Raw genomic sequence first — 26055 nt, 5'->3', positions numbered from 1 at the left:
CTTGAGTCAGGTAGCTTACGCTACGTTCAGCACGCTTTCCGGCGCAAAGGCCTCGTAGCCGAGCGCCTCGGCGACCGCCTTGTTGGTGATGCGGCCCTTGTGCACGTTGAGGCCGTTCCGCAGATGCTTGTCTTCGGCGATGGCGCGCAGGCCACGATCGGCAAGCGCCAAGCCGTGGACCAGCGTGGCATTGTTCAGGGCATGCGCCGAGGTGACGGGCACCGCGCCCGGCATGTTGGCGACGCAGTAATGCACGACGCCGTCGACCTCATAGGTCGGATCGGAATGGGTCGTCGCATGCGAGGTCTCGAAGCAGCCGCCCTGGTCGATCGCGACGTCGACGATGACAGAGCCCTTCTTCATGCCGGACAGCATCTCGCGGGTGACGAGTTTCGGCGCGGCGGCACCGGGGATCAGCACGGCGCCGATGATCAGATCGGCCGAGAAGACTTCCTCCTCCAATGCCTGGATGCTGGAATAACGGGTGTGGATGCGGCCTGCGAAGATATCGTCGAGCTGGCGCAGGCGCGGCAGCGATCGGTCGAGAATACTGACATCGGCGCCGAGGCCGGCAGCCATCCTGGCGGCATGCAGGCCGACGACACCGCCACCGATGACCGCGACCTTGGCCGGCAGCACGCCGGGCACGCCGCCGAGCAGGATGCCGAGGCCGCCATTGGCTTTCTGCAGCGCGGTCGCGCCCGCCTGGATCGACAGGCGGCCGGCGACTTCAGACATCGGCGCCAGCAGCGGCAGGCCGCCGCGCTCGTCGGTCACCGTTTCATAGGCGATCGCGGTGACACCGGAGGCGATCAGACCTTTGGTCTGTTCGGGATCGGGCGCCAGATGCAGATAGGTATAGAGAAGCTGACCGTCGCGGAGCTGCGCCCATTCGGAGGGCTGCGGTTCCTTCACCTTGACGATCATATCGCATTTTTCAAAAATATCCTTGGCGGAGGCGGCGATCTTCGCGCCAGCCGCAGCATAGGCGCCGTCATCGGCGCCGATGCCGGCACCCGCCTTGGTTTCCACCCAGACCTCATGGCCATGGGCAACATATTCACGCACCGAAGCCGGCGTCAGGCCGACGCGGTATTCATGGTTCTTGATTTCCTTCGGGCAACCGACACGCATTTGCGTTCCTCTCATGTCATCCGCAGTCGCGGATCTCCTCGGACACTGAATCCAACCACCAAGGGCGTGAAATGTCCTTGCAAAGACGATTTGCGAAGAGGCGATTTTTCGGTGATTATTGCACTCAATCTCTCCTTTTTCGAAAGTTCTTCGAATGGCCGATCTCGACACCATCGATCTTGCGATTCTCAAGGTGCTGCAGGCCAGTGCCCGCATTACCAATGCCGAGCTTGCCGAAAGGATCGGCCTGTCGCCTTCAGCCTGTTCGCGCCGGCTCGACATCTTGGAGCGAAGCGGTGTCATCGGCGGCTACCATGCGCGGCTTTCGCACAAGGCGCTCGACTACAAGATGATCGCCATCGTGCATATCTCGCTCTCCGGCCAGTTCGCCAAGACGCTGACCGAATTCGAGGCGGCGGTGAAGCTCTGCCCGAACGTTCTCGTCTGCTACCTGATGTCGGGCGAATACGATTATATCCTCAGGGTCGCCGCCCGTGACCTGGAAGATTACGAGCGCATCCACCGAGACTGGCTGTCGGCCCTTCCGCACGTGGTCAAGATCAATTCGAGCTTCGCGCTCAGAGAAATCATCGACAGGCCGAATGTCGGGCTTTGAGACCTTGCATATCTGCCAAAAGCCTGCCCAGACTTTCGGTGTTTCCAGCTCAATGGCATGTCATGACATCGAAGACCCACGGCTATATTTTCGCTCTGCTGGCGATCACCATCTTCTCTCTCCAAGACGCCATCTCGAAGCATCTGGCGTCCAGCTACCCGCCAATCTTCGTGACGATGATCCGCTACTGGGCCTTCGCGCTGTTCACGATCATCCTTGCTTCGAAGATGCGCGGCGGCCTGAAGGCAACGGCCCGCACCAAACGCCCGCTTCTTCAGGTGGTGCGCGGCGTCCTGCTTGCGGTCCAGGTGGTTCTGGCCATCACTTGCTTTGCCGTGATCGGCCTTGCCCGTTCACAAGCGATCTTTTCAGCGACGCCGATCCTGATCGCACTGCTGTCGATGCCGATCCTCGGCGAGCGGGTCGGCTGGCGACGATGGATGGCAATTGGCGTCGGGCTTTTCGGGGTTTTGCTGATTCTGAAGCCGGAAGGCGAGTTTTTCGATGTGAAACTGCTACTCGCCGTTATTTCCTGCTTCAACTTCGCCTTCTACGTCATCGCCACGCGTCTCGTCAGCCGCGACGACTCGTCGATGACGAGCTTCTTCTATACCGGCGTCATCGGCGGCATCACGATGAGCATCATTGGCCCGTTCTACTGGAGTTCTATGTCGCCGGGAGACTGGGGCTGGATGGCGCTCGTCTGCGTGACCAGCATTTCCAGCCATTATTTCCTGATCCGCGCCTACGATCTCCTCGATGCCGCCGCGGTCCAGCCGCTGACCTATCTGTCACTGGTCTACGCCTCGATCATCGGTGTGACGATCTATGACGAAACGCTCAGTACCAACACGATGATCGGCTCGATCATCGTCGTTTCCGCCGGGATCTTCACCATTTGGCGCGAGCATGTGGTGGGGCGCAGGACGGCCACAGCCAATTGACGTTTCACTGCAATTTTAGCCAAGCCCCTAAAAGCATTTCAATTTTCGGGCGCTATGCTCCCTGGCTGTATCGAGGGAGAACATATGACCCGCAACTTGAAAATCACGGCCCGTAAGGCCGATCGGAAAAACTGCCGCGTCTTCGGCAGCGTCAAATATCTGAACAGCGAGGTGGATGCCCGCATCCTCAACCTGTCGGCGACCGGTGCCGCGTTGGAGATGAAGACGCCGCTCCATGCCGCTTCCGGCAGCAAGGTGCGGATCGAGGCTGAAAACCTCGGACTCATCGAAGGCATCATCCGCTGGAAGCACAATGGCCGTGTCGGCATCCAGTTCGACGTGAATTCGAATGCGCGGGCACAAATCTCCTCCTATTTCCGCTTTTTCCATAAGGAAATACGGCCGGTGCTGGCGGTACGCCAACTTAGAGTCAATACCAACGGCGATCGCCCACTTCATTTGGCGACATTGCCTTTAAAATCGTAAGGCTCCAACGTTTCTGCGCCGCAGGGGCGGCTGAGATCGCATCAGTCGCTGCGCTTGGCACTGGTGCCGAGCGCGCATTGGAATCGGGTCGCCTTTCTCCGCGATTGTTTTGCCGTCCTGTCATTTTCGCAGTGTACTCCTTGTCAATTCGTCCTAATTCTGACGGGCCGGACGATGCATGATCTTTGAAGGAGAGTTCGATGTCTTCCATTTTCGACGTTGGCGTCATGAGCCGCCGTTCCCTGCTCGGCGGTCTCGCCGCCACTTCCGCCCTGGTGCTGCTGCATCCCTTCAGCGCGCGCGCCAGCGCCAACCAGGCGCATCTTCGGCTGATGGAAACGACGGATATTCACGTCAACGTCTTCCCCTATGACTATTATGCCGACAAGCCGAACGACACGATGGGCCTTTCTCGCACCGGCACGATCATCGACGGCATCCGCGCGGAAGCCGTCAATTCGCTGCTGATCGACAATGGCGACGTGCTGCAGGGCAATCCGATGGGCGACTACATGGCCTATCAGCACGGCATGAAGGACGGCGACGTTCATCCCGTGATCAAGGCGATGAACACGCTCGGCTATACGGTGGGGACGCTGGGGAATCACGAGTTCAATTACGGGCTCGACTTCATGTTCAAGGTGCTATCGGGCGCAAACTTCCCCTTCGTCTGCGCCAACCTGACCAAGGGCCAGCTCGCCTCTGACCCGAAGCAGGACGATCTCTTCTTCAAGCCCTACCTTATCGTGGAAAAACAGATCAAGGACGGCGCCGGCAAGGAGAGCCCGGTCAAGATCGGCTTCATCGGCTTCGTACCGCCGCAGATCATGCTCTGGGATATCAAGAATCTCGAAGGCAAGGCGCAGACGCGCGATATCGTCGAGGCCGCCAAGGCCTGGGTTCCCGCCATGAAGGAAGCCGGCGCCGATATCGTCATCGCGCTCTCCCATTCCGGCATCGACGGAGCCGCGCCGTCCGATAAGATGGAAAACGCCTCGCTGCATCTGGCCGCCGTCGATGGCATCGACGCAATCTTCACCGGCCACCAGCATCTCGTCTTCCCCGGCCCGAAGAGCTGGGACGGCATCGCCAATGCCGATCCGGTCAAAGGCACGCTGCATGGCAAGCCAGCGGTAATGGCCGGCTTCTGGGGTTCGCATCTCGGCTTGATCGACCTGCTGCTGGAAAAAGACGGCAACAGCTGGAAGATCGTCGACTTCACCGCGGAAGCCCGGCCGATCTATCATCGCGACGACAAAAAGAAGGTGGTTGCCGATTACGCCGACAAGAAGGACGTGGTCGACGCCGCCAAGGCCGAGCACGAGGCAACGCTTGCCTATGTGCGTACCCCCGTCGGCAAGACGTCGGCGCCGCTCTATTCCTACTTCGCGCTGGTCGCCGACGATCCCTCGGTGCAGGTCGTCTCTCAGGCCCAGACCTGGTACATCAAGCAGATGCTGGCCGACACCAAGTTCAAGGATCTGCCGGTGCTTTCGGCGGCGGCCCCCTTCAAGGCCGGCGGACGCGGCGGCGCCGAATACTATACCGACGTTCCGGCCGGCGATATCGCCATCAAGAATGTTGCCGACCTTTATCTCTACCCGAACACGGTGCAGGCCGTTGCCATCACCGGCGCACAGGTGAAGAACTGGCTCGAAATGTCGGCCGGCATGTTCAACCACATCGAAGCCGGCTCGAAAGACGCGCCGCTGCTCAACAACGACTTCCCGTCCTATAATTTCGACGTGATCGACGGCGTGACCTACCAGATCGACCTGTCGCAGCCGCCGAAATATGATTCCTCCGGCAAGCCGATCAACCCCGACGCCAACCGCATCCAGAATCTCGCCTTCGACGGCAAGCCGATCGATCCTGCGCAGAAATTCGTCGTCGTCTCCAACAACTACCGCGCCGGCGGCGGTGGCAATTTCCCGGAGATCGCTGCCGACAAGGTGATCTTCCAGGCGCCGGACACCAACCGCGACGTCATCGTCCGCTACATCCACGACCAGGGCACGATCAATCCGACGGCCGATGCGAACTGGACCTTCAAGCCGCTGCCGGGCACAACGGCGACCTTCGAGAGCGGCCCAAAGGCGAAGCAGTTCCTCACGGCGGTCAAGAGCGTCAAGATCGAGGATGCCGGCGACGGCGCCGACGGTTTCTCAAAGTTCAGGCTGATGCTTTAAGCGGAAAGAGATGCCGGCGAAGGCGCGCTCGCGCCTTCGTCATTCGGCCGCGAGCGGCGTTTCGGGTTCACGCAATTCTGCAATCTCAGCATGGAAATCGGCTTGGCTCGGGCAGGCCGAAAGCCGCGTGCGGAACGCGTCGATCATCCAGGCAGCGGCAGGTCCCGGCGGGTTGGCGAGTTGGCGCATCGAATAGATGGCATACTCGCCCTGTTCGTAGGCATCCAGATCGAGATGGACGAGCGCGCCGCTGCGAAGATCGTCATGCATCACGGAAGCCGGAAGACCGCCCCAGCCAAGGCCGGCCTTGATGAGCTGGTGCTTCGTGGCAATATCGCTGACGCGCCATGTCCTGTAGGACAGAACATTGAAATCGCGCCCCTTCGTCCGGCCCGACGCATCGGTGACCACGAGCTGCACTTCCTCGCGCACGTCGCCGAGCGTCAACGGCCGGTCGATCCCGGCAAGCGGGTGATTGGGCGCGGCAACCGGCAGCATGAAGGAGTGGCCGATCCGCTCGGTGACGACCGAATCATCCTGTTTGAGGACTGCGCCGCCAATGCCGATGGTCGCCTTGCCGCTGAGGACGAGGTCCATGACCACGCCGAGCTCACCGACATTCAGGTTCAGCGAAACGGACGGAAACCTTTCGCGAAATTCATGCAGGACATCGACCACGGCCCGGGAAGGCACCATGACGCTGATGGCGACGGAGACCTCCGCTTCAAGCCCTTCCCGCAAGCTCTTGACGCGCGCCCGCATGACCTGCAGGTCGCCGAGTATGCGCCGCGCATCCTCCAGCATCGCCTTGCCCGCCTCCGTCAGCTTCGGCTGGCGGGCGCCGGAGCGCTCGAAAAGCGCCACCTCGAGCTGCGCCTCCAGATTGGCAATCGTATAGCTGACGACCGACTGCGCACGGTTCAGCGCCCGCGAGGCGGCCGAAAAGCTGCCGGTCTCGGCGACAGTCAAAAACACCTGCAATTGGTCCAGGGTTGGGTTCGGAAGCATATCCATCCATTCCATCGATAGTTTCGATCGACATTATCACCGTTTTTTCGATAGCAGGCCAGACCTATTTTCCTCGTCGACACTGCGGCTCACCTCCCAGCAACGGGCCGTCAAACCCAATTCGAAAGGAAATGCACCATGTCGTCCATCCTTCTTCTGACGTCCAGCCCGCGTGCCGACTCGCTCTCGACGCCGATCGCCGTCGACCTCGCCGAAAAGCTGAAGGGCCAGAATCCGGGCAGCGTTCTCGTTCGCCGCGACCTTGCCGCCAATCCGCTGCCGCATATCGATGACCTCTTTACCGGCGCGATCCGCAAGCCGGCCGAGGCCCGCACTGCCGAGGAAGTCGCCGCCGTCAAGACCTCCGACGAACTCGTCAATGAGCTCTTTGCCGCCGACACGATCGTCATCAGCACCGGCCTCATCAACTTCAACATCTACTCGTCGCTGAAGACCTGGATCGACAACGTCGCCCGCGCCGGCGTGACTTTCAAGTACACCGAAAGCGGCCCGGTCGGCCTGCTCACCGGCAAGAAAGTTTACGTGGTGCTGACCTCGGGCGGTGTCTACTCGCAGGGCCCGGCCGCTCCCTTGAACCATGCCGTGCCGTATCTGAAGTCGGTTCTCGGCTTCCTCGGCATCACCGATATCGAGACCATCTACGTCGAAGGTCTGGCTTTCGGTCCGGAAGCTGCGGAAAAAGCCATCGATGCCGCCAAGTCGCGCGTCCAGGAAATCGCGCTGGCCGCTTGATCATTTTTTGAAGTTCGCATGGAGCGGCCGGCATTCGCCGGCCGTTTGTCATTGGTCTATACTGGCGACAAAACCCCGCACAGTCTCCAGGATTTCGGCCGACATAGCCTCGTCGGAGGAAATTCTGGCTAGGCCGACGCCGCCTGCCATCATCGCGAAGGCCATGATCGCCTTGCGTCGCCTTTCTCCCTCGTCCGCTCCTGCAGCCTTGCTTGCCAATGCCCCGAAATTGCGCTTGAGCCCGTCGGTGGCGATCGCCCGCGCCTTCTCGCCGCTGCGTGAGATATCGGAGGTCAGCGCTGCAAAGGGACACCCCTCGCCGGGATTGTCGCGATGATAGACGCTGACGTAACGATCGGCGACATCGGCGGCCGTCATCTTTGCCGGGTTCACACCCTCAGCCTCCAGCTTGCGTCCCCATGAATCGAAAGCGGACTGGATCGCCTCGGCGACGAGATCGTCGCGGGAGGCGAAGTGCTTGTAGAAGCCGCCGACAGTCAGTCCGGCCTCCTTCATCAGATCGGCGACGCCGATGCCGTCGAGCCCCTCCTCGCGCAGCCGCTTCGACGCAGTCTCGACGATCTTTTCATGCGTCTTCTGTTTTTCCAGCTGCGACCGACCCACCGGTATTCTCCCTTGCATTGCCTCTTGACTTGAAAGGATTACAATCGTAATCCTTGTAGATAACGATCATAATCCAGATCGTTGCCAATTCCAAGAGGAGCATGAATCATGCGTCTAAGAAACAAAGTCGCGCTGATCACCGGCGGAAACAGCGGTATCGGTCTTGCGACCGCCAAGGTCTTCATCGATGAGGGCGCCAAGGTGGTGATCACCGGCCGCAATCCGGAAACGCTGGCGGCCGCCGAAAAGGCGCTTGGGGCCGGCGTGCTGGCACTGAAGGTCGACGTCACCGATGCCGCCGCCACCGAGAAGGCCTTTGCAGAAGCCGCCGCGAAGGTCGGCAAGTTCGACATCGTCTTCGCCAATGCCGGCATCGGCGGCGCGACGCCGCTCGGCGAGACGTCGCCGGCGCAGTTCAACCAGATCATCAGCACCAATCTGACAGCGGTTTTCTTCACCGTGCAGGCAGCCCTGCCGCATTTCAACGACGGCGCTTCCGTCATCCTCAACGGTTCGGTGCATGCCGTGCTCGGCGCTCCCGGCTGGTCGGCCTATGCGGCGACCAAGGCTGCCGTCCGGGCGCTGACGCGCAATATGGCCTCTGAACTCGCGCCCCGCGGTATCCGCGTCAACCAGGTGACACCCGGCGGCACGAAGACGCCGATCTGGTCGCCGATGGCACCGACGGAAGACGCGATGTCTGCGCTGGAAGCCCGCATCGGCGGGATGAGCCCGCTCGGCCGCATGAGCGAAGCCGACGAAATCGCCAAGGCAGCACTCTATCTGGCCTCGGATGATGCGGCCAATGTCACCGGCATCGAAATCACCGTCGATGGCGGCATGACCAGCGCCCCGTCCGGCGCCAAGATCTTCCGCGCCGCTTAAGCGAGTTTCACCACCCCGGAACGGCCGACGACGCAGTTGCGGCCGCTCTTCTTGGCAGCATAAAGCCGGCCATCGGCCGCCGCCAGCACGGCGGTAAAATCGACCCCGTCTTCGTCGGCGGTCGCAACGCCGATGCTGACCGTGACCGGCCGGTCATCCGGCGTCTTGACACTGGTGGCGATCGTCCAGCGCAGGCGCTCGGCAAGCCGTAGACCTTCCTCGTGGTCGGTGCCCGGGCAGATGGCAACGAATTCCTCGCCGCCGAAGCGGAAGACACGGTCGCTCGAGCGCAAGGTCGTGCCCAATCGGGCGGCGATCGCCTTCAGCACCTCATCGCCCTGGAGATGACCGTAACCGTCATTGACATCCTTGAAGTGATCAGCGTCGAGAATAAGGACTGTGGCGAATAGCCCCTGTCTCAATGCCTCGCGCACCATCAGCGGTGCTTCAACTTCCATGCGCGTGCGATCATAGACGCCGGTGAGCATATCGCGGCCGGTGCGCTCCAGAAGGTCGTTGTAGCGCTCGCGGAATGTCAGGTCGCCGAACACGTCGCTGATCGAACGTGCCGACACGCTCGCCCCGCCCCGGCGAATACGATATTCGTAGATCGCAAACATCGCCGCATAGAGGCAGACGGCCAGCATTTTGGCCTTCCATCCGGCCCAGAATGCAGCGATCGGCACATCCAGAAAATAATTCAACGCGGCAAAGAAGCCGATCTGGTCGAAAGTCAGCAGCACAAATCCGGAAATCAGGAAGCGCAGCACCACGCGCCGGCGGAAGAAATCGCCGAGTTTTTCGTATAGCAGGATGATGCCGAGGGAATCGACATAGAGCAGCGCCGTGCCCCAGATCATCAGCCAGCCCATCTCTTTGAGGAAATCGACGTCGGGCGTGTGATTAGCCGACATTTGCAGCGGCAGGTGCAGCTGCAGCACCCAGGCGATGCCGACGGTCAGCAGGTTGCCGAGGAACAGGCCGTAGATCGGCTGACGCACCGTGGCGGCATCCTCCTGCCGGTAAAGCATCAGGATCATCATCAGCTTGCCGGAGAAGAAGACCGATGAACCCGGCGACACATCCCCGAACGGCAACGAGACGTAGAAGACCGCCGCCAGATAGGTTTCCATGAAATGCATGACGCCGAGCGCCGTCAGAAAGACGCCCAGACCGAGCCGATGACGGAAGTGCAGAAGCGTGACCATCAGCGAGAAATAGGCGACGGCTTCGACGGCGAAGAGAGCGAGGTTGAACGTCTCCATCACGACATCCCGCCCTGTGGCCGGCGCGGTCGGCGGCGCGCAGGCGCAGCAATCGCGACAGCGGATCCTTTGGTCGATCGTCCGAAAAAGTCAAACACGAGGGCGGCCCTGCACATGCTGCAGGCAATACCTTTGACCGCAATCCTTTAAGAATGCGTGAGCACGATTGCGCGCGCCGGAGAAGCATCCGGCTCACAGAATTGAAAAACAAGAATAATTGCGGCCGACATCAGGCCGATCCGGCCGATCCCGATTTCAGACCTGACGAAGCTTCTCGCCGTCGCCAAAGAGCGACGAACCATGCTGATCAATGATCTGCTGCGCCTTGCGCACCGTGCATTCGAGCGCATCGTCGGAAGAGCTAAACAGATCGGCACGGATGAAATTGCGCACCAGCACCTCGTCGCCGACCTTCTTTTCGATGCGGCCGGCAAGACGATATTGGCTGCCTTCCCTACGCGGTTCCGCATAAATCGTGCAGTCGTTGTAAAGCTGCGGCTCGCCGGAAGGGCCTGCCGCCTCGGAAGCGGGTTTGCTGCCGCCGGAGAACATCGAAAAAATATTTGAAATGAACGAAGCCATGATCCGCCTTTAGCACAGCGATATCGTCGTCGCCAAGTCAAATGATCAGGTTGGCGAGGATCTCGTTTTCGGTGATATCCTCGTAACCCATGCCGGCAGCTTCGAAATTTCCGATCAGCCTGGCGAAGTTCTCCGGCGCCCTGGTTTCGATGCCGATCAGGATCGAGCCGAAATTGCGCGCTGATTTCTTCAGGTATTCGAAGCGGGCGATATCGTCTTCGGGGCCGAGCAGATTGAGGAAATCCCGTAGCGCCCCGGGACGCTGGGCAAGCCGCAGGATGAAGTATTTCTTCAGCCCTGCGTAGCGCATGGCTCTTTCCTTTACGTCAGGCAGACGCTCGAAATCGAAATTGCCGCCGGAGACGACGGCAACGATGGTCTTGCCGCGGATCGCTTGGCGGTCCATCGCGGCAATCGCCGTCAGCGACAATGCGCCGGCCGGCTCCAGCACGACACCCTCGACATTCAGCATCTCCTGAATGGTGACGCAGATGGCGTTCTCCGGCATCAGCTGCACTTGGCTTGCCGGGAAATCGCAAAGAGCGGCGAAATTCAGGTCGCCGATCCGGGCAACGGCAGCGCCGTCGACGAAGTTATCGACCTTGGAGAGCGTCGTCACCTTGCCGGCCTCGATGCTGCGCCTCAGGCTCGGCGCGCCGGCGGGCTCGGTGAAGACGAAAGCCGATTTCGGCACGGTGCCGTGGAGATAACCGGTAATGCCGGCTGCAAGGCCGCCGCCGCCGACCGGCAGGACGACCATATCAGGCACCGTTCCCTCAGGCAGTTGCTGCATGATTTCAGCGGCGACTGTCGCCTGCCCTTCGATGATATCGGCATGGTCGAAGGGCGGCACCATGACACCGCCGATCGCTTCGACATGGTCGCGCGCGGCCTGATAGCACTGGTCGAAGAAATCGCCGAACAGTCGGATGGTGATGAACTCGGCGCCGAACATGCGGGTCTTGTCGATCTTCTGCTGCGGTGTCGTGACCGGCATGAAGACCACGCCCGGCACGCCGAAATGGCGGCAGACGAAGGCGAAGCCCTGGGCGTGATTGCCGGCGGATGCGCAGACGAAGGTCTTGCCGACCGCTCCCTGCCCGATGGCCTTGCGGAAGAAATTGAAAGCGCCGCGGATCTTATAGGAGCGCACCGGGGACAGATCCTCGCGCTTCAGCCAGATATCGGCCCCGTAGCGCGCCGATAGATGATCGTTGAGCTGCAGCGGCGTTGCCGGAAAGAGGCTGCGCATGGCTTCTTCGGCGCTTTCGACATCAAGTCTTGTCACGGGCAATGTCCATTTTCATAATTACAGCGCCGCTATGGCATAGGCCGACCGGCAAAAGAAAGCCCGTTTCGGCCATTTGCGGTTCGCCGCCGGCCCTGTTTGCGAAAGCTTTTCTTAAGCCCACCGCAAAATTGGCGGCACATGAACTGATTTTAACTGTCAATGAAAACGCCAGCCACTAATATAAAGCCATGATCACGTTCAACTTCGCAAAACCACTCGCCTGGCTGCTGCTCGCCTTCATCCTCTTCGTTACGGTTTCGCCGATCGGGCTGAGGCCGGAGACCGTTACGACTGTGGATACCGACCGCGCAGGCGCCTATGTGCTTGTCGGCCTCGCCTTTGCGCTCGCCTATCCGAAACAGTGGAAATTGGTGGCCGTGCTGCTGATCGCTGGTAGCGTCGCCATCGAATATCTGCAGTACCTTTCGCCAACGCGCCATCCGCGCCTGCATGATGCTGGCGTCAAGGCAATGGGCGCCGCCCTGGGGCTGCTCGCCGGCTGGGTGATCAACAGGTGGCGCGGGACCAAAGCGCAAGATACGCTTCCTCTCGCAGAAAGCTGATTATTCCGGACTAGAAACCGCGCAGCTGCACGGCCCAGAAAAACAGTGGTATTGCAGCGATCGCAGTTCCCAGAACAAGCGCGACACTGGTCTTGAAGATCCGGACGCGCCGAACCCTAGCCCCACTCCAATCGTAAACCATCGTCTTACTCCCAGAAGACAACACTTACTCAACCGCCGCGGCGCAATCTTTGCGCCGAAAATGCCCTTGTCAAGCAACAGCACGCATATATCCACAATATACATGCATATTCAAACGATATTATGAAGTTGGTCCGGGGCGACTGGAATCGAACCCGTATGACCGAGGCCGATAGATTGTCGCTGAAACCCGGTACACTTGATCGGCATCGAAAACGACTTTGACAGTGCATGCCTAATGCTCGACGGCGAGCAAGTCAATTTCCGCTCGCCGCCGTCTCGCGCGTTTCCACATAATTCCTTCGTCGGAAGCCGAATAAAATCATGCGAAATTCAGGGGTTTACAGGTCTATTTCGCGTCAGACGTAACCGCGCTATAGCACCCCGATCATACACTAGCCGTCATAATGGCCGGAGAACGCCGCCTCTGCCGACTTGACGGTGACTGCCACATTCACGCCCTTTGTGACCGTCGCGCCGGTGGCGCGAAGATCGGTCACCACTTTCAGGCCACCCGCCTTGGGGGCCGGGAGCGGCAGTACGGTGCCGGCGTCCAGATCAGCGACCCAGAGCCCGTCTTGACCTTCAACACTAATAACAACAACTGTAGCCATGTTTTTGCCCTCTAACGATTGATGTTTAAAATCCAGCTTTCTTCAGGCCTTCACGATAAAGATCTTTATGCCATTGCTCTTTACTTGGAACTGCAGACAACCACTTGTCCACATCGAAGTCCGGATTGCCTTCACGAAACCTTCGTACGAAGATCCGCGCCTTGTCCTGATGACCCAACATGGCCCAATTTGCGGCGGACAACCTGTCCGCTAAATTGGGGTCGGCCATCTGCCCGATATAGTCCAGCGAAGCTTCGAATTCGCCGAGGGCATAGTTTGCTCCCGCAGCAGTCCAGAAATAGGTATCGGGACCGAGCGGATTGAGCTCGATTGCCCGCTCGATCTTTCTCAAGGCCATGGCAGGGAGCGAACAATGAACCAACGTGTCCGCGTAGTCGGCAATCACGTCGGCATAGTGTGGCGCAAGGCTTTCTGCCACTTCCATTGCTTCGGCGCTGTCGTCAAACGCGCCCTGCAACAGTTTGGCAACACCGAGCTCGCGATAGCCATCGGCAAAGTCCGAACGCATCTCGGTGGCCTGCTTTGCGAAAGTCTCCGCCAATTGCAAAAGATCGATATCACCTCGGGCCGTCAACAACCATTCCTTGGAGTAGGTGCGCGCCATAGAACTCTGCGCCGGCGCGAAATCGGGGCTTTCGCTGAGCGCGGCTTTCATTTCCTTGCGGGCGCGCCGCAGGTTCGGAAGTGTCAGCCGGGCCAGGTGCCGCCTGCCGACAAGATATCGATGATAAGCGATCGGGTTCAGATCTTCGCGCAACGCCTCATGGCGCTCGATTTCGCTGGACACGGAGAGCGCGATCTGCCGGGCAACAACTCTCCTGTCTCTGGCGAGATCCATACGATCGAGGCTGAACCTTTCGGCCCAGACAATTTGATTCTGATCGAAAAAGATCAACTGGGCGAACAGGGTCACTTCATCGCCGGAATTGCTGATCCGGGTGTCGAGGATATAGTTGACGCGATGCCGTTCAAAGAAGGCCTTCTGCGTCTCCACCTGGTGGCCGATCTGAACCGCCGAATACGGGGCGATGACCTCCAGGCTGTTGAAGACGCAAAATCCGATCGTGATATCCTCCACCAAAGATGCGGCTAGAAAACCAGCTTGCGGCCGAACGGATTGGTTCCTGGGCGGAAGCAGCACCAAGCGGGGAATGGCAATGCGGATATCTTCGGGCTCAAGGGGAAGCGCCGCGTCGAGTTTCGCCTTTGACGACATGGATGTCTGACGGAGAGGTTTTGCATCACCGTCATCGGATCCGGTGCGCGCGGCGATGCCTTTCGAAGTCGAACTGCGCCGCTGCTCGAAATAGTTCCGGAGGGATTCAACGTCCTCTTCCGCGTTGAATATCCGGATAAGCAATTGCAGCGTTTCCGGATCCTTCGGCTCCGTCCGAAACAGGATAACCGCGGCCTTCCTCAGGAGTTCGGATTCCTTTCCCGACTCGGCCAAGCGGGACGCCGTTCTCAATGTATTTGCGAGAAACTCGATATGGTCGTTTTCCCGTTCGGCAAGCCACCGCTGAAACTGACGGCTATGGCTGTGAACCGCCCCCAGAAAAGGCTGGTTCATCAGTTTCACCAGCTGTCTCAGTCGGGCGAACGGCTCAACCTCGTCCTCCTGGTCCGATAGCAGAATGTCGGAAGACAGAGACTCCTGATCGAGGGTGAGCATGTTGCCCTGGGATGAAAGGATGTTTACTCCGAGATCGATTTGACGGGCCTTAATGCGCGAAATCACCTTGCGTAAAGTCGAAAGTGCAACGTCCCTGTCGGCTTCGCCCCATAGAAAGCGAGCCAAGGTCGTTCGATCCGCCGAACCTTGATCGGTTGTGAACAAATAGGCGAGAAGCAGCAGGCCTTTCTCGGGAAACGCGACAGCGTTCCCATCTCCGTCAACGAGCTGCAAGGTCCCGAAGGTCTTCAGAACAAAAGCCATTTTGCCGTTTATTCACCACATGTCCCGGCATTCACAATGAAAAGTGAAGTGCACGTATTGCAACAGTAGAAATCGCAAACACTACCCCTGCCGGTACTTTGTCCCAATGTTATGCGAAATTCAACAAGCTTGTGTCGCAGGGGTTGTGCCAATTTTTCTACGCTGACTCGCATGATGTTTCGCAATCGACCGTCGCGCCTTCGCATGCCGGCAGGATAAATCTGAAACTTCGTGCCGTTCGTTGCTTTTCAAAGCAGTAATCAGGGGGCCGAATCGTCGTTTTATTCACGAATTCAGCTGGACACTCGAAGCGACCAGCGTTTTGGAACGCCATGTTCCCAGCGCCCAATATCCGACCCTCATCTCTCCGAACCAATATCAAATCGTCGAGGGTGATTGAGGTCTCCGGACTTTGAAACGGAATTGCATGCCGACCCCTGAATATCGGTTGAGAAAACCGTCTCTCTTTGTTAGCAGGAAGAACCACGCGGACGTGGTGGAATTGGTAGACACAAGGGACTTAGACAAAATTGAGTGCACAGGCGGAAACGCCTGATGTAGAACTGCTCAAAGTCGGGGAAACCTGTCAGATGGCAATCCCGAGCCAAACCCCGCAAGGGGAAGGTGTAGAGACTAGACGGGCAGCACCTAAGGCAGACGCTAGGGTGAAGGTATAGTCCAGACCACAAACGCCGGAAGGCGGCGGCGAAAGCCGTAGCTGGTAAGAAAATCCCTCGGCCTAGGCTTTGCGGGTTCGACCCCCGCCGTCCGCACCACCAACAAACAGTCATGCCCCGCTTTGCCGGCAGCACCGGCGAATGATCAGGCAAATAGTTGCCATCAAACGGAAAAGGCGCCGCAAGCTTACGCTCGCCGCGCCCTTATCGTTTCTCGTCAAAGATCAGGTGAGCTTGGCAGCAAGCTTGGCGACATGGGCGCCCTGGTATTTCGCGCCTTCGAGTTCGATCTCGGAAGGCTGGCGCGAGCCGTCGCCGTTGGTGATCGTGGAGGCGCCGTAGGGCGAGCCGCCCTTGACTTCCTCGGTGCCCATCTGGCCCTGGAAGGCGTAAGGCAGGCCGGCAACGACCATGCCCTGGTGCAGGAAGGTCGGGATGAAGCCGAGGATGGTCGACTCCTGGCCGCCGTGCTGGGTCGCCGACGAGGTGAAGACTGAACCAAGCTTGCCGACCAGCTTGCCGGCAAACCAGAGGCCGCCGGTCTGATCCCAAAAATTGCGCATCTGCGAGGCGACCGTGCCGAAGCGGGTGCCGGCGCCGACGATGATCGCGTCATAGTCCGCCAGTTCGTCGACGGTGGCGATCGGAGCGGCCTGGTCGACCTTGTAATAGGAAGCCTTGGCGACCTCTTCCGAAACCAGTTCCGGAACGCGCTTGACGGTGACGTCGGCACCGGCCGACTTGGCGCCTTCGGCAACCGCATAGGCCATGGTTTCGATATGGCCGTAAGCCGAATAATAAAGGACGAGAACCTTCGCCATCTTCTATCTTCCTTCAAGCAGTGGGTTGGATTTCGTGATCGAGAGGATTTCTATCAGCGCGCGTCTGCCGATACAGCCCTGCCTTGAAGAACTCAGTGTTCAACGCCTGTAGACGACAATTCACTTGCGCTTCTCATTTCAGCAAAACGTGCGTACGGCCTGGCTGTTTGCAAAGCGGCCGAAGGGCGCTACCTATTCACCAGCCTCACTACACGGAACATCCCATGAGCCACGCCATCGTCGTCACCGCCGCCATGCTCGCCATCGGCGACGAACTTCTTTCCGGCCGCACCAAGGACAAGAATATCGGCCACCTCGCCGATCTGCTCACCCTTTCCGGCATCGACCTCAAGGAGGTGCGCATCGTCGCCGACGACGAGGAGGCGATCGTCGAGGCGCTGAATGCGCTTCGCAGCAAATATGATTACGTCTTCACCTCAGGCGGCATCGGGCCGACGCATGACGACATCACCGCCGATGCCATTTCCAAGGCGTTCGGGGTCCCTTGCGAATATGACGAAGAGGCGATGACGCTACTTGCCGATATGTATCGTCGCCGCGAAATGGAATTCACCGAGGCGCGCCAGCGCATGGCGCGCATGCCGCGCGGATCTGTCCATATCGCCAATCCGGTGTCGACGGCGCCGGGTTTCATCATCGGCAACGTCCATGTCATGGCGGGCGTGCCGCAGGTCTTCCAGGCAATGGTCGACAATGTGCTGCCGACGCTTCGCACCGGCACGCCGGTCCTCTCGCTCGCCATCGCCTGCCCTTACGGCGAAGGCGAGATCGGCACGCCCTTGACCGCAATCCAGAAAGCTCATCCGGAAACCAGCATCGGTTCCTACCCCCGATATATCGGCCAGAAATTCTCGACCGAGATCGTCGTGCGCGGCCGCTCGCAGGCGGCAATCGATGCGGCCGGTGCCGAGGTGCACGCCATGATCGAGTCCATCCGCCAGCGAAAGGACATCGCCGAAAACCATTCCGCCGAGGCTTGAGGGCAATGCCGGAACCGGGGACCGAGCTTGATCCCCGTCAAGGAACGGAAGAACGATCCGGTGCATTCCTTCCGTCGCGCAGGCCATTTCAGCGCAAGGAGAATTGATATGTCTTACAAAACCATTCTCGCCATTCTCGATACAACGGACAATAGCAGCGCGGTTGCCGATTTCGCCTTTGCCTTTGCCGCCGAAAGCGGTGGTCATGTCATCGGCCTGCACGCCGAAACTATCTCCGCCGTGCCGCTGGTGGCGCCGATGGAAATTCCCGATCCCGTCGCCGTGCAGGCGCTGCAGGACATGGCGCATGGCGAAACGATCGCGGTCGAGCGCATTTTTCGCACCAAGGCGGAAGCATCAGGCGGCTCCTGCGAATGGCGCAGCTTTGCTACATCCACCGGCTATGGCTCCGCACCGCTGATCGAAAGCGCGCGCAGCGCCGATCTACTGATCGCCTCGCAGGCCGACCCGGCCAAACCCTCCGACAGCCATGTCGACGTCGACAGCTTCCTGTTCGAAACCGGCCGGCCGGTGCTGATTATCCCCTACATCATCCGCCAGCCAAAGCCGATCAAGCGCGTGCTGATCGCCTGGAACGGCTCGAAAGAGGTGGCGCGCGCCACTTTCGACGCCCTGCCGATCCTGAAAGCGGCCGACGAGGTGGAGATCTTTTCGGTCGATCCGGCCGACACGGCGCTGCAATCGCCGCTGACGCCAGGCGCCGAGATCGCCGCGACACTCGCCCGCCACGGCGTGAAGACGACGCTTGCGACGGCCCGGAGCGTCGACAAGAACACCTCGCATGTCATCGAGAACCGGCTTTCGGACGACAGCATCGATCTTCTCGTCATGGGCGCCTATACGCATTCCTGGCTCTGGCAGATGATTTTCGGCGGCACGACGAAGAGCTTGCTGCAATCGATGACGGCGCTGACGCTGTTGTCGCGTTGATCGGCTGCTCTTGCCTTTTGCCGGCAAATTCCGTTAATTGCGCCGACCGATGACGGCTTCGAGCCGCGGCACCAGCTCGCGCGTTGCAGCTCGCGATCTCGCGCAGTTCCACCTCGCGCGATTTCTGGTTTGGCCGTTTGCCGCCTCAAGCTCGTCCGGTCGCCGGCAAACGGCGTGTTGTTTTTTCATGCCGCGGAGCAGCCCGATGTCCCTTCCCGATAAAGCCTTTCCCGTTTCCTGGGATCAGTTCCACCGCGATGCGCGCGCCCTTGCCTGGCGACTTGCCGGCCTCGATCAGACGTTCAAAGCGATCGTCTGCATCACCCGCGGCGGCCTCGTCCCGGCCGCGATCATCTCACGCGAACTGAACATCCGGCTGATCGAGACCGTCTGCGTCGCGTCCTATCATGACTATGTGAACCAGGGCGACATGACGCTGCTCAAGGGAATAGCGCCCGAACTTCAGGAAAATGGCGGCGAAGGCGTGCTGGTCGTCGACGATCTGACCGACACCGGCAAGACCGCCGTCCAGGTGCGCACCATGATGCCGAGGGCACATTTCGCCTGCGTCTATGCCAAGCCGAAGGGCGTGCCGACCGTCGATACCTTCATCACCGAGGTGAGCCAGGATACCTGGATCTACTTCCCTTGGGACATGGGCTTCACCTATCAGGAGCCGATCGCCAAGGGCCCGCGCTGATCGCCGATCATAGCGCGCGATCCTCGTATTTACCACTTGAAATTGTTCCAAATTTTGTCCGCCAGGCCTGGTGAATCCGCTATCGGAATCTGCACATCTATTTTACCTTTTCCTTATAAACTCGGCAGCGTGGCCAATCGCGTCAAGTTGCACACTGCATAATTGAAAAAATTATGCAGCACTTCAAAATGTTACAGCGTCCTCTGCGCGTCTGAAAAAGACGCACGGCGCTTAAAGCGTGCAGCGATGATACGGTATAAGGAAGTAACATGGCGCGGTGGATGCATAGAGGAGCGGCTGTAACCCTTGGCTTGGCGTCCTTTCTGTTTCCGCCGGCGCCTGCCCGCGCCGAGCCCGCCTATATTCCCCTGGTGCGCGACTATGTCGAGACGCGGATCCGGCCGTTGGTGGAAACGCCGCTGGTGCTGAAAGCCATCGCCGAGCAGAATGCGCAATTCGGCGATGTCAGCGAAATGGATATGCGGGTGCTCGACGAGACCTACAGGTCGGAGGTCGACCAGCACCATCTGCAGATGGTCAAGCTGCTGCTCGACAAATCCGTGTCGCATTACCTGAAAACCAGGCAGGACGCCTCGCAGGGGGCGATCGTCGAATTTTTCGTCACCGACAGTCACGGGCTGAACGTGGGGCAAAGCACCATCACTGCCGACTACTGGCAGGGCGACGAGGAGAAATACCTCAGAACCTTCGCCAACGGCTCCCGCGAGATCTTCATCGACCGGGCGGAACGCAACCAATTCACCCAGATGCTCGAAACGCAGGCGAGCTTTGTCGTCATTGACGAAGAGGACAGACCAATCGGCGTCGCCATCGTCACCATCGCCATCGATGCGCTCTGAAGAGTGCAAATTCCTCGCCGAATCGGCATGCGCATTTGCGGCGGAAATGCCATCACAAGATTTACCGCGGGACGCTTTTTTGCCGTTCCAGGCTTTTCCTTAGCCGGCAGCGCCTGCAAGCCATTGTTATATCAGGGCTCCCCGACTTTCCCCAATCTTCACAGGCGCATCCACAAGATGTTGTGGTTACCAATCAATTAAGAGCCAGCCCTTGACGGAATCACCTGTTTCAAACTTACTGTCCCTGATGTTGCGGCGGCGACAGGACCGGAGGTAACGAGACCGGTTCCCTTTTGAAAAATGGGACGCAGAATCAGGGTGATGTGCCGGGAACGGAAACAGGCCTGACGGGATTTCTGCGCGATTTTCAGCCTCCAAAAAAAGTGACGTCGGGACTGGCGATAATAAGCTGTTAATACTATATTTAGTGTTTGCAGCCACCATCACCACAAGATACAGGAAGACATCTCCGGATGACACCCCTGTGACAATACGGAAACGAGACTGGCTGCGCGACGACAAAGTGCCGCCGGATTGGAATTTTGCGCCCCGGTCGCGGGGACCGGGCGCCAACACGAGGTCAAGACCATGCGCATCGAACGTCGTTTCACGAAGGCCGGCCAAGGCGCCTATGCGGATATCGAATTCCGCAAGGCGACCAGCGAGATCAAGAACCCGGACGGTTCGATCGTGTTCCGCCTCGAAAATATCGACGTTCCCGCGCAGTTCTCCCAGGTCGCGACCGACGTTCTGGCGCAGAAGTATTTCCGCAAGGCCGGCGTTCCCACCCGGCTGAAGAAGGTCGAGGAAAACGACGTTCCTTCCTTCCTGTGGCGCTCCGTTCCCGACGATGCGGCGCTGAAGACCCTGTCCAAGGATGAGCAGACCGGCTCCGAAATCGATGCGCGCCAGGTCTTCGACCGTCTTGCCGGCACCTGGACCTATTGGGGCTGGAAGGGCGGCTATTTCTCCTCCGAGGAAGACGCTGCCGCCTTCAAGGACGAGCTTGCCTATATGCTCGCCACCCAGCGCGTTGCCCCGAACTCGCCGCAGTGGTTCAACACCGGCCTGCATTGGGCCTACGGCATCGATGGCCCCGGCCAGGGCCATTTCTACGTCGACCCCTTCACCGGCAAGCTGACCAAATCCAAGTCGGCCTACGAACACCCGCAGCCGCATGCCTGCTTCATCCAGTCGGTCGAAGACGATCTCGTCAACGAAGGCGGCATCATGGACCTCTGGGTGCGTGAGGCGCGCCTGTTCAAATACGGCTCCGGCACCGGCTCCAACTTCTCGATGCTGCGCGGTGAAGGCGAAAAGCTTTCCGGCGGCGGCCGCTCCTCCGGCCTGATGAGCTTCCTGAAGATCGGCGACCGCGCCGCCGGCGCCATCAAATCGGGCGGCACGACGCGCCGTGCCGCCAAGATGGTGGTCGTCGATATCGACCATCCCGATATCGAGGAATACATCAACTGGAAGGTCAAGGAAGAGCAGAAGGTCGCGGCCCTCGTCACCGGCTCGAAGATCGTCGCCAGGCACCTGAAGGCGATCATGAAGGCCTGCTTCAATTGTGAAGGCGGCGACGATGGCGATTGCTACGACCCCACCAAGAACCCTGCCCTGAAGCGCGAAATCCGCGCTGCCAAGAAGGACCAGGTTCCCGAAAATTACGTCCAGCGCGTCATCCAGTTCGCCCGCCAGGGCTACAAGGATCTTGAATTCAAGACCTACGACACGGATTGGGATTCGGAGGCCTATCTCACGGTCTCCGGCCAGAACTCCAACAACTCGGTCTCGATCAAGGACGACTTCCTGCGCGCCGTCGAGAATGATGGCGAATGGAACCTGACCGCCCGCAAGGACGGCAGGGTGATGAAGACGCTGAAGGCGCGCGATCTCTGGGAAACGATTTCCTACGCCGCCTGGGCCTCGGCCGATCCGGGCATCCACTTCAACACGACGATGAACGACTGGCACACGTCGCCTGCCGGCGGCCCGATCCGCGGCTCGAACCCGTGCTCGGAATACATGTTCCTCGACGACACGGCTTGCAACCTTGCCTCGCTGAACCTCTTGCAGTTCAAGGACAAGGCCACCAAGCGCATCAATATCGCCGACTACGAACACGCCGTTCGCCTGTGGACCGTCGTGCTCGAAGTCTCGGTCATGATGGCGCAGTTCCCGTCGAAGCGCATTGCCGAACTCTCCTACGAATACCGCACGCTCGGCCTCGGCTACGCCAATATCGGCGGCCTGCTGATGTCGTCGGGCATTCCCTACGACTCCATCGAAGCCCGCGCCATTGCCGGTTCGCTGACCGCGATCATGACCGGTGTCTGCTATGCGACCTCGGCCGAAATGGCGGGCGAACTCGGGCCCTTCCCGAACTTCGCGCCGAACCGCGAGAGCATGCTGCGGGTCATCCGCAACCATCGCCGCGCCGCTTATGGCGAAACCTCCGGCTATGAGGCGCTATCGATCGACCCAGTCGCGCTGATCCATTCGGAAAACCCGGATCAGGATCTCGTTGCTCACGCCAAATCGGCCTGGGACAGAGCGCTCGAACTCGGCGAAAAGCATGGGTACCGCAATGCCCAGGTCTCGGTGATTGCGCCGACAGGCACGATCGGTCTCGTCATGGATTGTGACACCACCGGCATCGAGCCCGACTTCGCCCTCGTCAAGTTCAAGAAACTCGCCGGCGGCGGCTACTTCAAGATCATCAACCGTGCCGTGCCCGACGCGCTTCGGACGCTCGGCTATTCCGAAAGCCAGATCGCCGAAATCGAAGCCTATGCCGTCGGCCACGGCAACCTGAACCAGGCGCCGGCAATCAATCCGTCGACGCTGAAGACCAAGGGCTTTACCGACGAGAAAGTGGAAGCCGTCAACGCTGCGCTGAAGAGCGCCTTCGACATCAAGTTCGTCTTCAACCAGTGGACGCTCGGCGCCGACTTCCTGAAGGAGACGCTGAAGGTTTCCGACGAACAGCTGGCCGACATGAGCTTCAGCCTGCTCGACCATATCGGTTTCTCCAGGAAGGACATCGAAGCCGCCAACATCCATGTCTGCGGCGCGATGACGCTGGAAGCCGCACCCTTCCTGAAGGCCGAGCACCTGCCGGTCTTCGATTGCGCCAATCCCTGCGGCAAGATCGGCAAACGCTACCTCTCGGTGGAAAGCCATATCCGCATGATGGCGGCGGCCCAGCCCTTCATCTCGGGCGCGATTTCCAAGACGATCAACATGCCGAACGACGCCACCGTCGAGGATTGCAAGAACGCCTACCTGCTGTCCTGGAAGCTTGGCCTCAAGGCCAATGCGCTTTATCGCGACGGCTCGAAGCTGTCGCAGCCGCTCAATGCCTCGCTGATCGAAGACGAGAATGATGAGGACGCGCTGGAGGAACTGCTGCAGGCGCCCGTCGCCGCCCAGGCCGTCACCATCACCGAGAAGATCATCGAGCGGGTGGTCGAGCGTGTTTCGCGCGAACGCGAAAAACTGCCGAACCGCCGCCAGGGCTATACCCAGAAGGCCGCCGTCGGCGGACACAAGGTCTATCTCCGCACCGGCGAATTCGGCGACGGCCGCATCGGCGAGATCTTCATCGACATGCACAAGGAAGGCGCTGCCTTCCGTGCGATGATGAACAATTTCGCCATCGCCATTTCGCTCGGCCTGCAATATGGCGTGCCGCTCGAGGAATATGTCGAGGCCTTCACTTTCACCAAGTTCGAGCCGGCCGGCATGGTCATCGGCAACGACGCGATCAAGAACGCCACCTCGATCCTCGACTATGTCTTCCGCGAACTTGCCGTCTCCTATCTCGGCCGCCATGACCTAGCGCATGTCGATACGTCGGATTTCTCCAACACGGCGCTCGGCAAGGGCATCCAGGAGGGCAAGACCAACCTGCTCTCCACCGGCTGGACCCGCGGCTACAAGCCGACGCTGGTTTCAGGCACCGGCGGCGAACGCCAGGCGGGCGAACCGAAGGGTTCTGCCAGCGCAGCCCCTGCCCGCGCCACGTCCACCGGCACCGTCACCGTCTTTGCCGGCAGTGCTGCCCGCAAGCTAGAGCCGACGGTCGCCATCTCCACCTCCGAAATCGTCGCCTTCAAGCGCGATTACGAGGAGCGCGCCAAGGAATTGGCCGAAGAGATCGCCGAAGAGGTAACGGAAGAAATCACCAGCGACGCCACCGCCCTCTTCTCCGACAAGGCGGCAGCGGACGCGGCAACGGCGAAATCCGAAGCCAAGAAGCGGGAAGCCGAACGCCGCCAGCGCTCGATCATGCAAGGCTACACCGGCAACATGTGCTCGGAGTGCCAGAACTTCACGATGGTGCGGAACGGCACCTGCGAGAAGTGCGATACTTGTGGGGCTACGAGCGGGTGCAGCTGAGCAGGTTGTCTGTCTGGCGTGTAGGCAGACAGTCATTTTGACCGTCGGCCACTCAAATGACGCAGTAGATCCCCCGCTCGATACACGCTTTCGAGCGGGGATTATAATAAAAGACAGAACTACTGCTGATCTCTCGTTGAACTACGAGACAATGAAGGATTACCTCCTCTAAAACCGAGCAACAAAGCTAATTTCGGATCCGTAACGACCGGATAGGGAGCGATATCAACTTTAAATGTGACGCGTTCCTCCTAGAACATCGCCGATAATATTTTTCAAATGCAGTGAACGACTGAAAGACTACCCCAAAGCGCGGCAAGGTTTCTAATTTTTGGGCCGAGCGGCTCGCGATATTCAACAACGATAGAGAGTGCATTTCAGGCGGCTCAAGCTGTCCGGAAATGTCATGAGGAACAAAAAAGCACCGAGCAATACCGACCTGCGTGAAAGGAGTGAGTGAATGTCCTTGGAACACCTCGCGGGAGCATGGAAGCTCCTAGGCATGCACCTTCCAACCGGCTGGAAAGTGATCGAGCCAATCGGTTGGGATCCGAACACCGGCCTCGGCAGCGACCACTACAACGGAACCGGAGGCCACTTCTCCGTGCCTTACATCGTTGAGAAAGACAACAAGCGCGCATTTTTGAAGGCCATTGATCTCACGTCAGCGATGCACTCCCCCAACGCGCTGATGGCGTTGCACGCGATAACATCTGCTCACAGCTTTGAAGCTCTCCTTCTTGAAATTTGCGAAGGCGAGAAGATGGACCGTGTCGTGGTAGCTCTCGAAAGCGGTCAGTTGTCCACCGGCATCAACCTTCAGGACAAAGCCCCGTATCTCATCTTCGAACTCGCAGACGGCGACGTTCGCCGTCGCGTTCAGAAGGTGAACGACACACTCCGCCTGTCGTGGTGGCTGCATGCGATGCATCAGATCGCGGTCGGGCTGCAGCAGCTTCATTCGCGTCGAATTGCGCATCAGGACTTGAAGCCTTCCAATGTCCTCGCTTTCGGAAATACGCGGGATTTCCGCGTTGCTGATCTCGGCCGAGCGATATGCGACGGCACGGCTGGCCCTCACGACGACTTGCTTTTCTCCGGCGACTATAGCTACGCTCCGCCGGAGATACTGTACGCTCAAATAGATCCTGATTTCGCGATGCGGCGCCTTGGATGCGACCTTTACTTGCTCGGCAGTATGATCTTCTTCTTTGCGACCGGCTTCGGCTGCACACAGCAGCTCGTGTCACGGTTGACGCTGGCTGAGCTTCCCCCGAGTGTTGATTTCCACTGAGAGCTGACCCGGCGCAGCCTAATATTTCCATTGAGAATTGACCCATGTTTCAACCGTCCCTCGCATGTTTTCAGCGGGGGCTCTGGAGTGATCGACATGGCATTACTGAGCGTGATCCGACGCTGGCATTTTCGAGAGCATCTATCGATCCGGGAGATTTGCCGCAGGACCGGCCTATCCCGGAATACCATCCGCAAATACCTGCGTGCCGGCGGCGTGGAGCCGAAGTTCAAGGGCCCTGAGCGGCCGAGCAAGCTTGATCCATTTGCGGATCGGTTGGCTGCCTGGCTGAAGA

The 26055-nt window shown here is 59.5% G+C and carries 22 protein-coding genes and 1 pseudogene; 14 read left to right on the top strand and 9 right to left on the bottom strand.

Annotation, left to right across the window (positions count from 1 at the left end):
- Positions 1–15: 15 nt before the first annotated feature.
- Positions 16–1134, bottom strand: a complete 1119-nt coding sequence (gene ald / locus GR197_RS10680) for an alanine dehydrogenase (protein ID WP_164009169.1) — start codon at positions 1132–1134, stop codon at positions 16–18.
- A gap of 154 nt (positions 1135–1288) precedes the next feature.
- On the opposite strand from ald, the gene GR197_RS10675 reads away from it, so the two are divergent.
- From GR197_RS10675 to GR197_RS10660, 4 genes are all read left to right on the top strand, one after another.
- Positions 1289–1750 carry an Lrp/AsnC family transcriptional regulator gene (locus GR197_RS10675; protein WP_164009167.1) on the top strand — a complete coding sequence of 154 codons (462 nt, stop codon included), beginning with the start codon at positions 1289–1291 and terminating at the stop codon, positions 1748–1750.
- Between the two features lie 62 nt (positions 1751–1812).
- A complete protein-coding gene (locus tag GR197_RS10670; protein WP_164009165.1) occupies positions 1813–2694 on the top strand; it encodes a DMT family transporter in 882 nt (293 codons plus the stop codon).
- 84 nt (positions 2695–2778) lie between these two features.
- Complete coding sequence (locus GR197_RS10665; RefSeq protein ID WP_164009163.1) at positions 2779–3180, top strand: PilZ domain-containing protein; 402 nt, start codon at positions 2779–2781, stop codon at positions 3178–3180.
- 200 nt (positions 3181–3380) lie between these two features.
- Positions 3381–5369 carry a bifunctional 2',3'-cyclic-nucleotide 2'-phosphodiesterase/3'-nucleotidase gene (locus GR197_RS10660; protein WP_164009161.1) on the top strand — a complete coding sequence of 663 codons (1989 nt, stop codon included), beginning with the start codon at positions 3381–3383 and terminating at the stop codon, positions 5367–5369.
- 39 nt (positions 5370–5408) lie between these two features.
- Here the strand turns inward: GR197_RS10660 and GR197_RS10655 are convergent, their stop codons facing one another.
- Entirely contained in the window at positions 5409–6377 is a 969-nt protein-coding gene (locus GR197_RS10655) for a LysR family transcriptional regulator (RefSeq protein ID WP_164009660.1), read from the bottom strand.
- 138 nt (positions 6378–6515) lie between these two features.
- On the opposite strand from GR197_RS10655, the gene GR197_RS10650 reads away from it, so the two are divergent.
- Entirely contained in the window at positions 6516–7130 is a 615-nt protein-coding gene (locus GR197_RS10650) for an FMN-dependent NADH-azoreductase (protein WP_164009159.1), read from the top strand.
- 48 nt (positions 7131–7178) lie between these two features.
- Here GR197_RS10650 and GR197_RS10645 read toward each other — a convergent pair whose 3' ends face one another.
- Positions 7179–7754, bottom strand: a complete 576-nt coding sequence (locus tag GR197_RS10645; RefSeq protein WP_164009157.1) for a TetR family transcriptional regulator — start codon at positions 7752–7754, stop codon at positions 7179–7181.
- 108 nt (positions 7755–7862) lie between these two features.
- Between GR197_RS10645 and GR197_RS10640 the strand changes: the two genes are divergently transcribed.
- On the top strand, positions 7863–8639 hold the full coding sequence (locus GR197_RS10640) for an SDR family oxidoreductase (RefSeq protein WP_164009156.1): 777 nt from the start codon (positions 7863–7865) through the stop codon (positions 8637–8639).
- Here the strand turns inward: GR197_RS10640 and GR197_RS10635 are convergent.
- The 3 genes from GR197_RS10635 to ilvA form a co-directional block, all read right to left on the bottom strand.
- A complete protein-coding gene (locus tag GR197_RS10635; RefSeq protein WP_164009154.1) occupies positions 8636–9907 on the bottom strand; it encodes a diguanylate cyclase in 1272 nt (423 codons plus the stop codon). The genes GR197_RS10640 and GR197_RS10635 overlap by 4 nt on opposite strands.
- Before the next feature lie 252 nt (positions 9908–10159).
- A complete protein-coding gene (locus GR197_RS10630) occupies positions 10160–10486 on the bottom strand; it encodes an HlyU family transcriptional regulator (protein WP_164009152.1) in 327 nt (108 codons plus the stop codon).
- A gap of 37 nt (positions 10487–10523) precedes the next feature.
- Positions 10524–11774, bottom strand: coding sequence for a threonine ammonia-lyase (ilvA, locus tag GR197_RS10625; protein ID WP_164009150.1), 1251 nt, complete (start codon positions 11772–11774; stop codon positions 10524–10526).
- A gap of 191 nt (positions 11775–11965) precedes the next feature.
- Here ilvA and GR197_RS10620 point away from each other — a divergent pair, with 191 nt between their 5' ends.
- Positions 11966–12340 (top strand): VanZ family protein, encoded by a 375-nt coding sequence (locus GR197_RS10620; protein WP_164009148.1) that lies wholly within the window; start codon positions 11966–11968, stop codon positions 12338–12340.
- Positions 12341–12876: 536 nt separating this feature from the next.
- Here the strand turns inward: GR197_RS10620 and GR197_RS10615 are convergent.
- From GR197_RS10615 to wrbA, 3 genes are all read right to left on the bottom strand, one after another.
- Positions 12877–13095 (bottom strand): hypothetical protein, encoded by a 219-nt coding sequence (locus GR197_RS10615; RefSeq protein ID WP_164009146.1) that lies wholly within the window; start codon positions 13093–13095, stop codon positions 12877–12879.
- A 25-nt stretch (positions 13096–13120) separates the two neighbouring features.
- The gene (locus tag GR197_RS10610; protein ID WP_164009144.1) at positions 13121–15052 is read right to left on the bottom strand and encodes a hypothetical protein; all 1932 of its coding nucleotides are present in this window, start codon (positions 15050–15052) and stop codon (positions 13121–13123) included.
- Positions 15053–15953: 901 nt separating this feature from the next.
- Positions 15954–16550: an NAD(P)H:quinone oxidoreductase type IV gene (wrbA, locus tag GR197_RS10605; protein WP_164009142.1), complete on the bottom strand. Its 597-nt coding sequence runs from the start codon at positions 16548–16550 to the stop codon at positions 15954–15956.
- 224 nt (positions 16551–16774) lie between these two features.
- Between wrbA and GR197_RS10600 the strand changes: the two genes are divergently transcribed.
- The 7 genes and pseudogenes from GR197_RS10600 to GR197_RS10570 form a co-directional block, all read left to right on the top strand.
- Complete coding sequence (locus tag GR197_RS10600; protein WP_164009140.1) at positions 16775–17551, top strand: competence/damage-inducible protein A; 777 nt, start codon at positions 16775–16777, stop codon at positions 17549–17551.
- Positions 17552–17659: 108 nt separating this feature from the next.
- Positions 17660–18502, top strand: a complete 843-nt coding sequence (locus GR197_RS10595) for a universal stress protein (RefSeq protein ID WP_164009138.1) — start codon at positions 17660–17662, stop codon at positions 18500–18502.
- Positions 18503–18707: 205 nt separating this feature from the next.
- Positions 18708–19202 (top strand): xanthine phosphoribosyltransferase, encoded by a 495-nt coding sequence (gene gpt, locus GR197_RS10590; RefSeq protein ID WP_164009136.1) that lies wholly within the window; start codon positions 18708–18710, stop codon positions 19200–19202.
- Between the two features lie 269 nt (positions 19203–19471).
- Positions 19472–20062 carry a hypothetical protein gene (locus GR197_RS10585; RefSeq protein WP_164009134.1) on the top strand — a complete coding sequence of 197 codons (591 nt, stop codon included), beginning with the start codon at positions 19472–19474 and terminating at the stop codon, positions 20060–20062.
- Between the two features lie 588 nt (positions 20063–20650).
- Positions 20651–24466 (top strand): vitamin B12-dependent ribonucleotide reductase, encoded by a 3816-nt coding sequence (locus tag GR197_RS10580; protein WP_164009132.1) that lies wholly within the window; start codon positions 20651–20653, stop codon positions 24464–24466.
- A 460-nt stretch (positions 24467–24926) separates the two neighbouring features.
- Positions 24927–25760: a protein kinase domain-containing protein gene (locus tag GR197_RS10575; RefSeq protein WP_164009130.1), complete on the top strand. Its 834-nt coding sequence runs from the start codon at positions 24927–24929 to the stop codon at positions 25758–25760.
- A gap of 96 nt (positions 25761–25856) precedes the next feature.
- Positions 25857–26055: pseudogene (locus GR197_RS10570) on the top strand (winged helix-turn-helix transcriptional regulator); the annotation flags it as partial.

Origin of the sequence: Rhizobium phaseoli (assembly GCF_010668805.1) — a bacterium.
Taxonomy (GTDB): Bacteria; Pseudomonadota; Alphaproteobacteria; order Rhizobiales; family Rhizobiaceae; genus Rhizobium; species Rhizobium phaseoli_A.
This window is presented reverse-complemented; position numbering and strand designations above follow the sequence as displayed.

Excerpts from the sequence above, each read along its gene's own strand:
- GR197_RS10600 (WP_164009140.1), top strand. The coding sequence starts at position 16,775 with ATGAGCCACGCCATCGTCGTCACCGCCGCCATGCTCGCCATCGGCGAC.
- gpt (WP_164009136.1), top strand. The coding sequence starts at position 18,708 with ATGTCCCTTCCCGATAAAGCCTTTCCCGTTTCCTGGGATCAGTTCCAC.
- GR197_RS10595 (WP_164009138.1), top strand. The coding sequence starts at position 17,660 with ATGTCTTACAAAACCATTCTCGCCATTCTCGATACAACGGACAATAGC.
- GR197_RS10580 (WP_164009132.1), top strand. The coding sequence starts at position 20,651 with ATGCGCATCGAACGTCGTTTCACGAAGGCCGGCCAAGGCGCCTATGCG.
- GR197_RS10650 (WP_164009159.1), top strand. The coding sequence starts at position 6,516 with ATGTCGTCCATCCTTCTTCTGACGTCCAGCCCGCGTGCCGACTCGCTC.
- wrbA (WP_164009142.1), bottom strand. The coding sequence starts at position 16,550 with ATGGCGAAGGTTCTCGTCCTTTATTATTCGGCTTACGGCCATATCGAA.
- GR197_RS10630 (WP_164009152.1), bottom strand. The coding sequence starts at position 10,486 with ATGGCTTCGTTCATTTCAAATATTTTTTCGATGTTCTCCGGCGGCAGC.
- GR197_RS10675 (WP_164009167.1), top strand. The coding sequence starts at position 1,289 with ATGGCCGATCTCGACACCATCGATCTTGCGATTCTCAAGGTGCTGCAG.
- GR197_RS10615 (WP_164009146.1), bottom strand. The coding sequence starts at position 13,095 with ATGGCTACAGTTGTTGTTATTAGTGTTGAAGGTCAAGACGGGCTCTGG.
- GR197_RS10585 (WP_164009134.1), top strand. The coding sequence starts at position 19,472 with ATGGCGCGGTGGATGCATAGAGGAGCGGCTGTAACCCTTGGCTTGGCG.
- GR197_RS10660 (WP_164009161.1), top strand. The coding sequence starts at position 3,381 with ATGTCTTCCATTTTCGACGTTGGCGTCATGAGCCGCCGTTCCCTGCTC.
- GR197_RS10655 (WP_164009660.1), bottom strand. The coding sequence starts at position 6,377 with ATGCTTCCGAACCCAACCCTGGACCAATTGCAGGTGTTTTTGACTGTC.
- GR197_RS10610 (WP_164009144.1), bottom strand. The coding sequence starts at position 15,052 with ATGGCTTTTGTTCTGAAGACCTTCGGGACCTTGCAGCTCGTTGACGGA.
- GR197_RS10640 (WP_164009156.1), top strand. The coding sequence starts at position 7,863 with ATGCGTCTAAGAAACAAAGTCGCGCTGATCACCGGCGGAAACAGCGGT.
- ald (WP_164009169.1), bottom strand. The coding sequence starts at position 1,134 with ATGCGTGTCGGTTGCCCGAAGGAAATCAAGAACCATGAATACCGCGTC.
- GR197_RS10670 (WP_164009165.1), top strand. The coding sequence starts at position 1,813 with ATGACATCGAAGACCCACGGCTATATTTTCGCTCTGCTGGCGATCACC.
- GR197_RS10665 (WP_164009163.1), top strand. The coding sequence starts at position 2,779 with ATGACCCGCAACTTGAAAATCACGGCCCGTAAGGCCGATCGGAAAAAC.
- GR197_RS10575 (WP_164009130.1), top strand. The coding sequence starts at position 24,927 with ATGTCCTTGGAACACCTCGCGGGAGCATGGAAGCTCCTAGGCATGCAC.
- GR197_RS10620 (WP_164009148.1), top strand. The coding sequence starts at position 11,966 with ATGATCACGTTCAACTTCGCAAAACCACTCGCCTGGCTGCTGCTCGCC.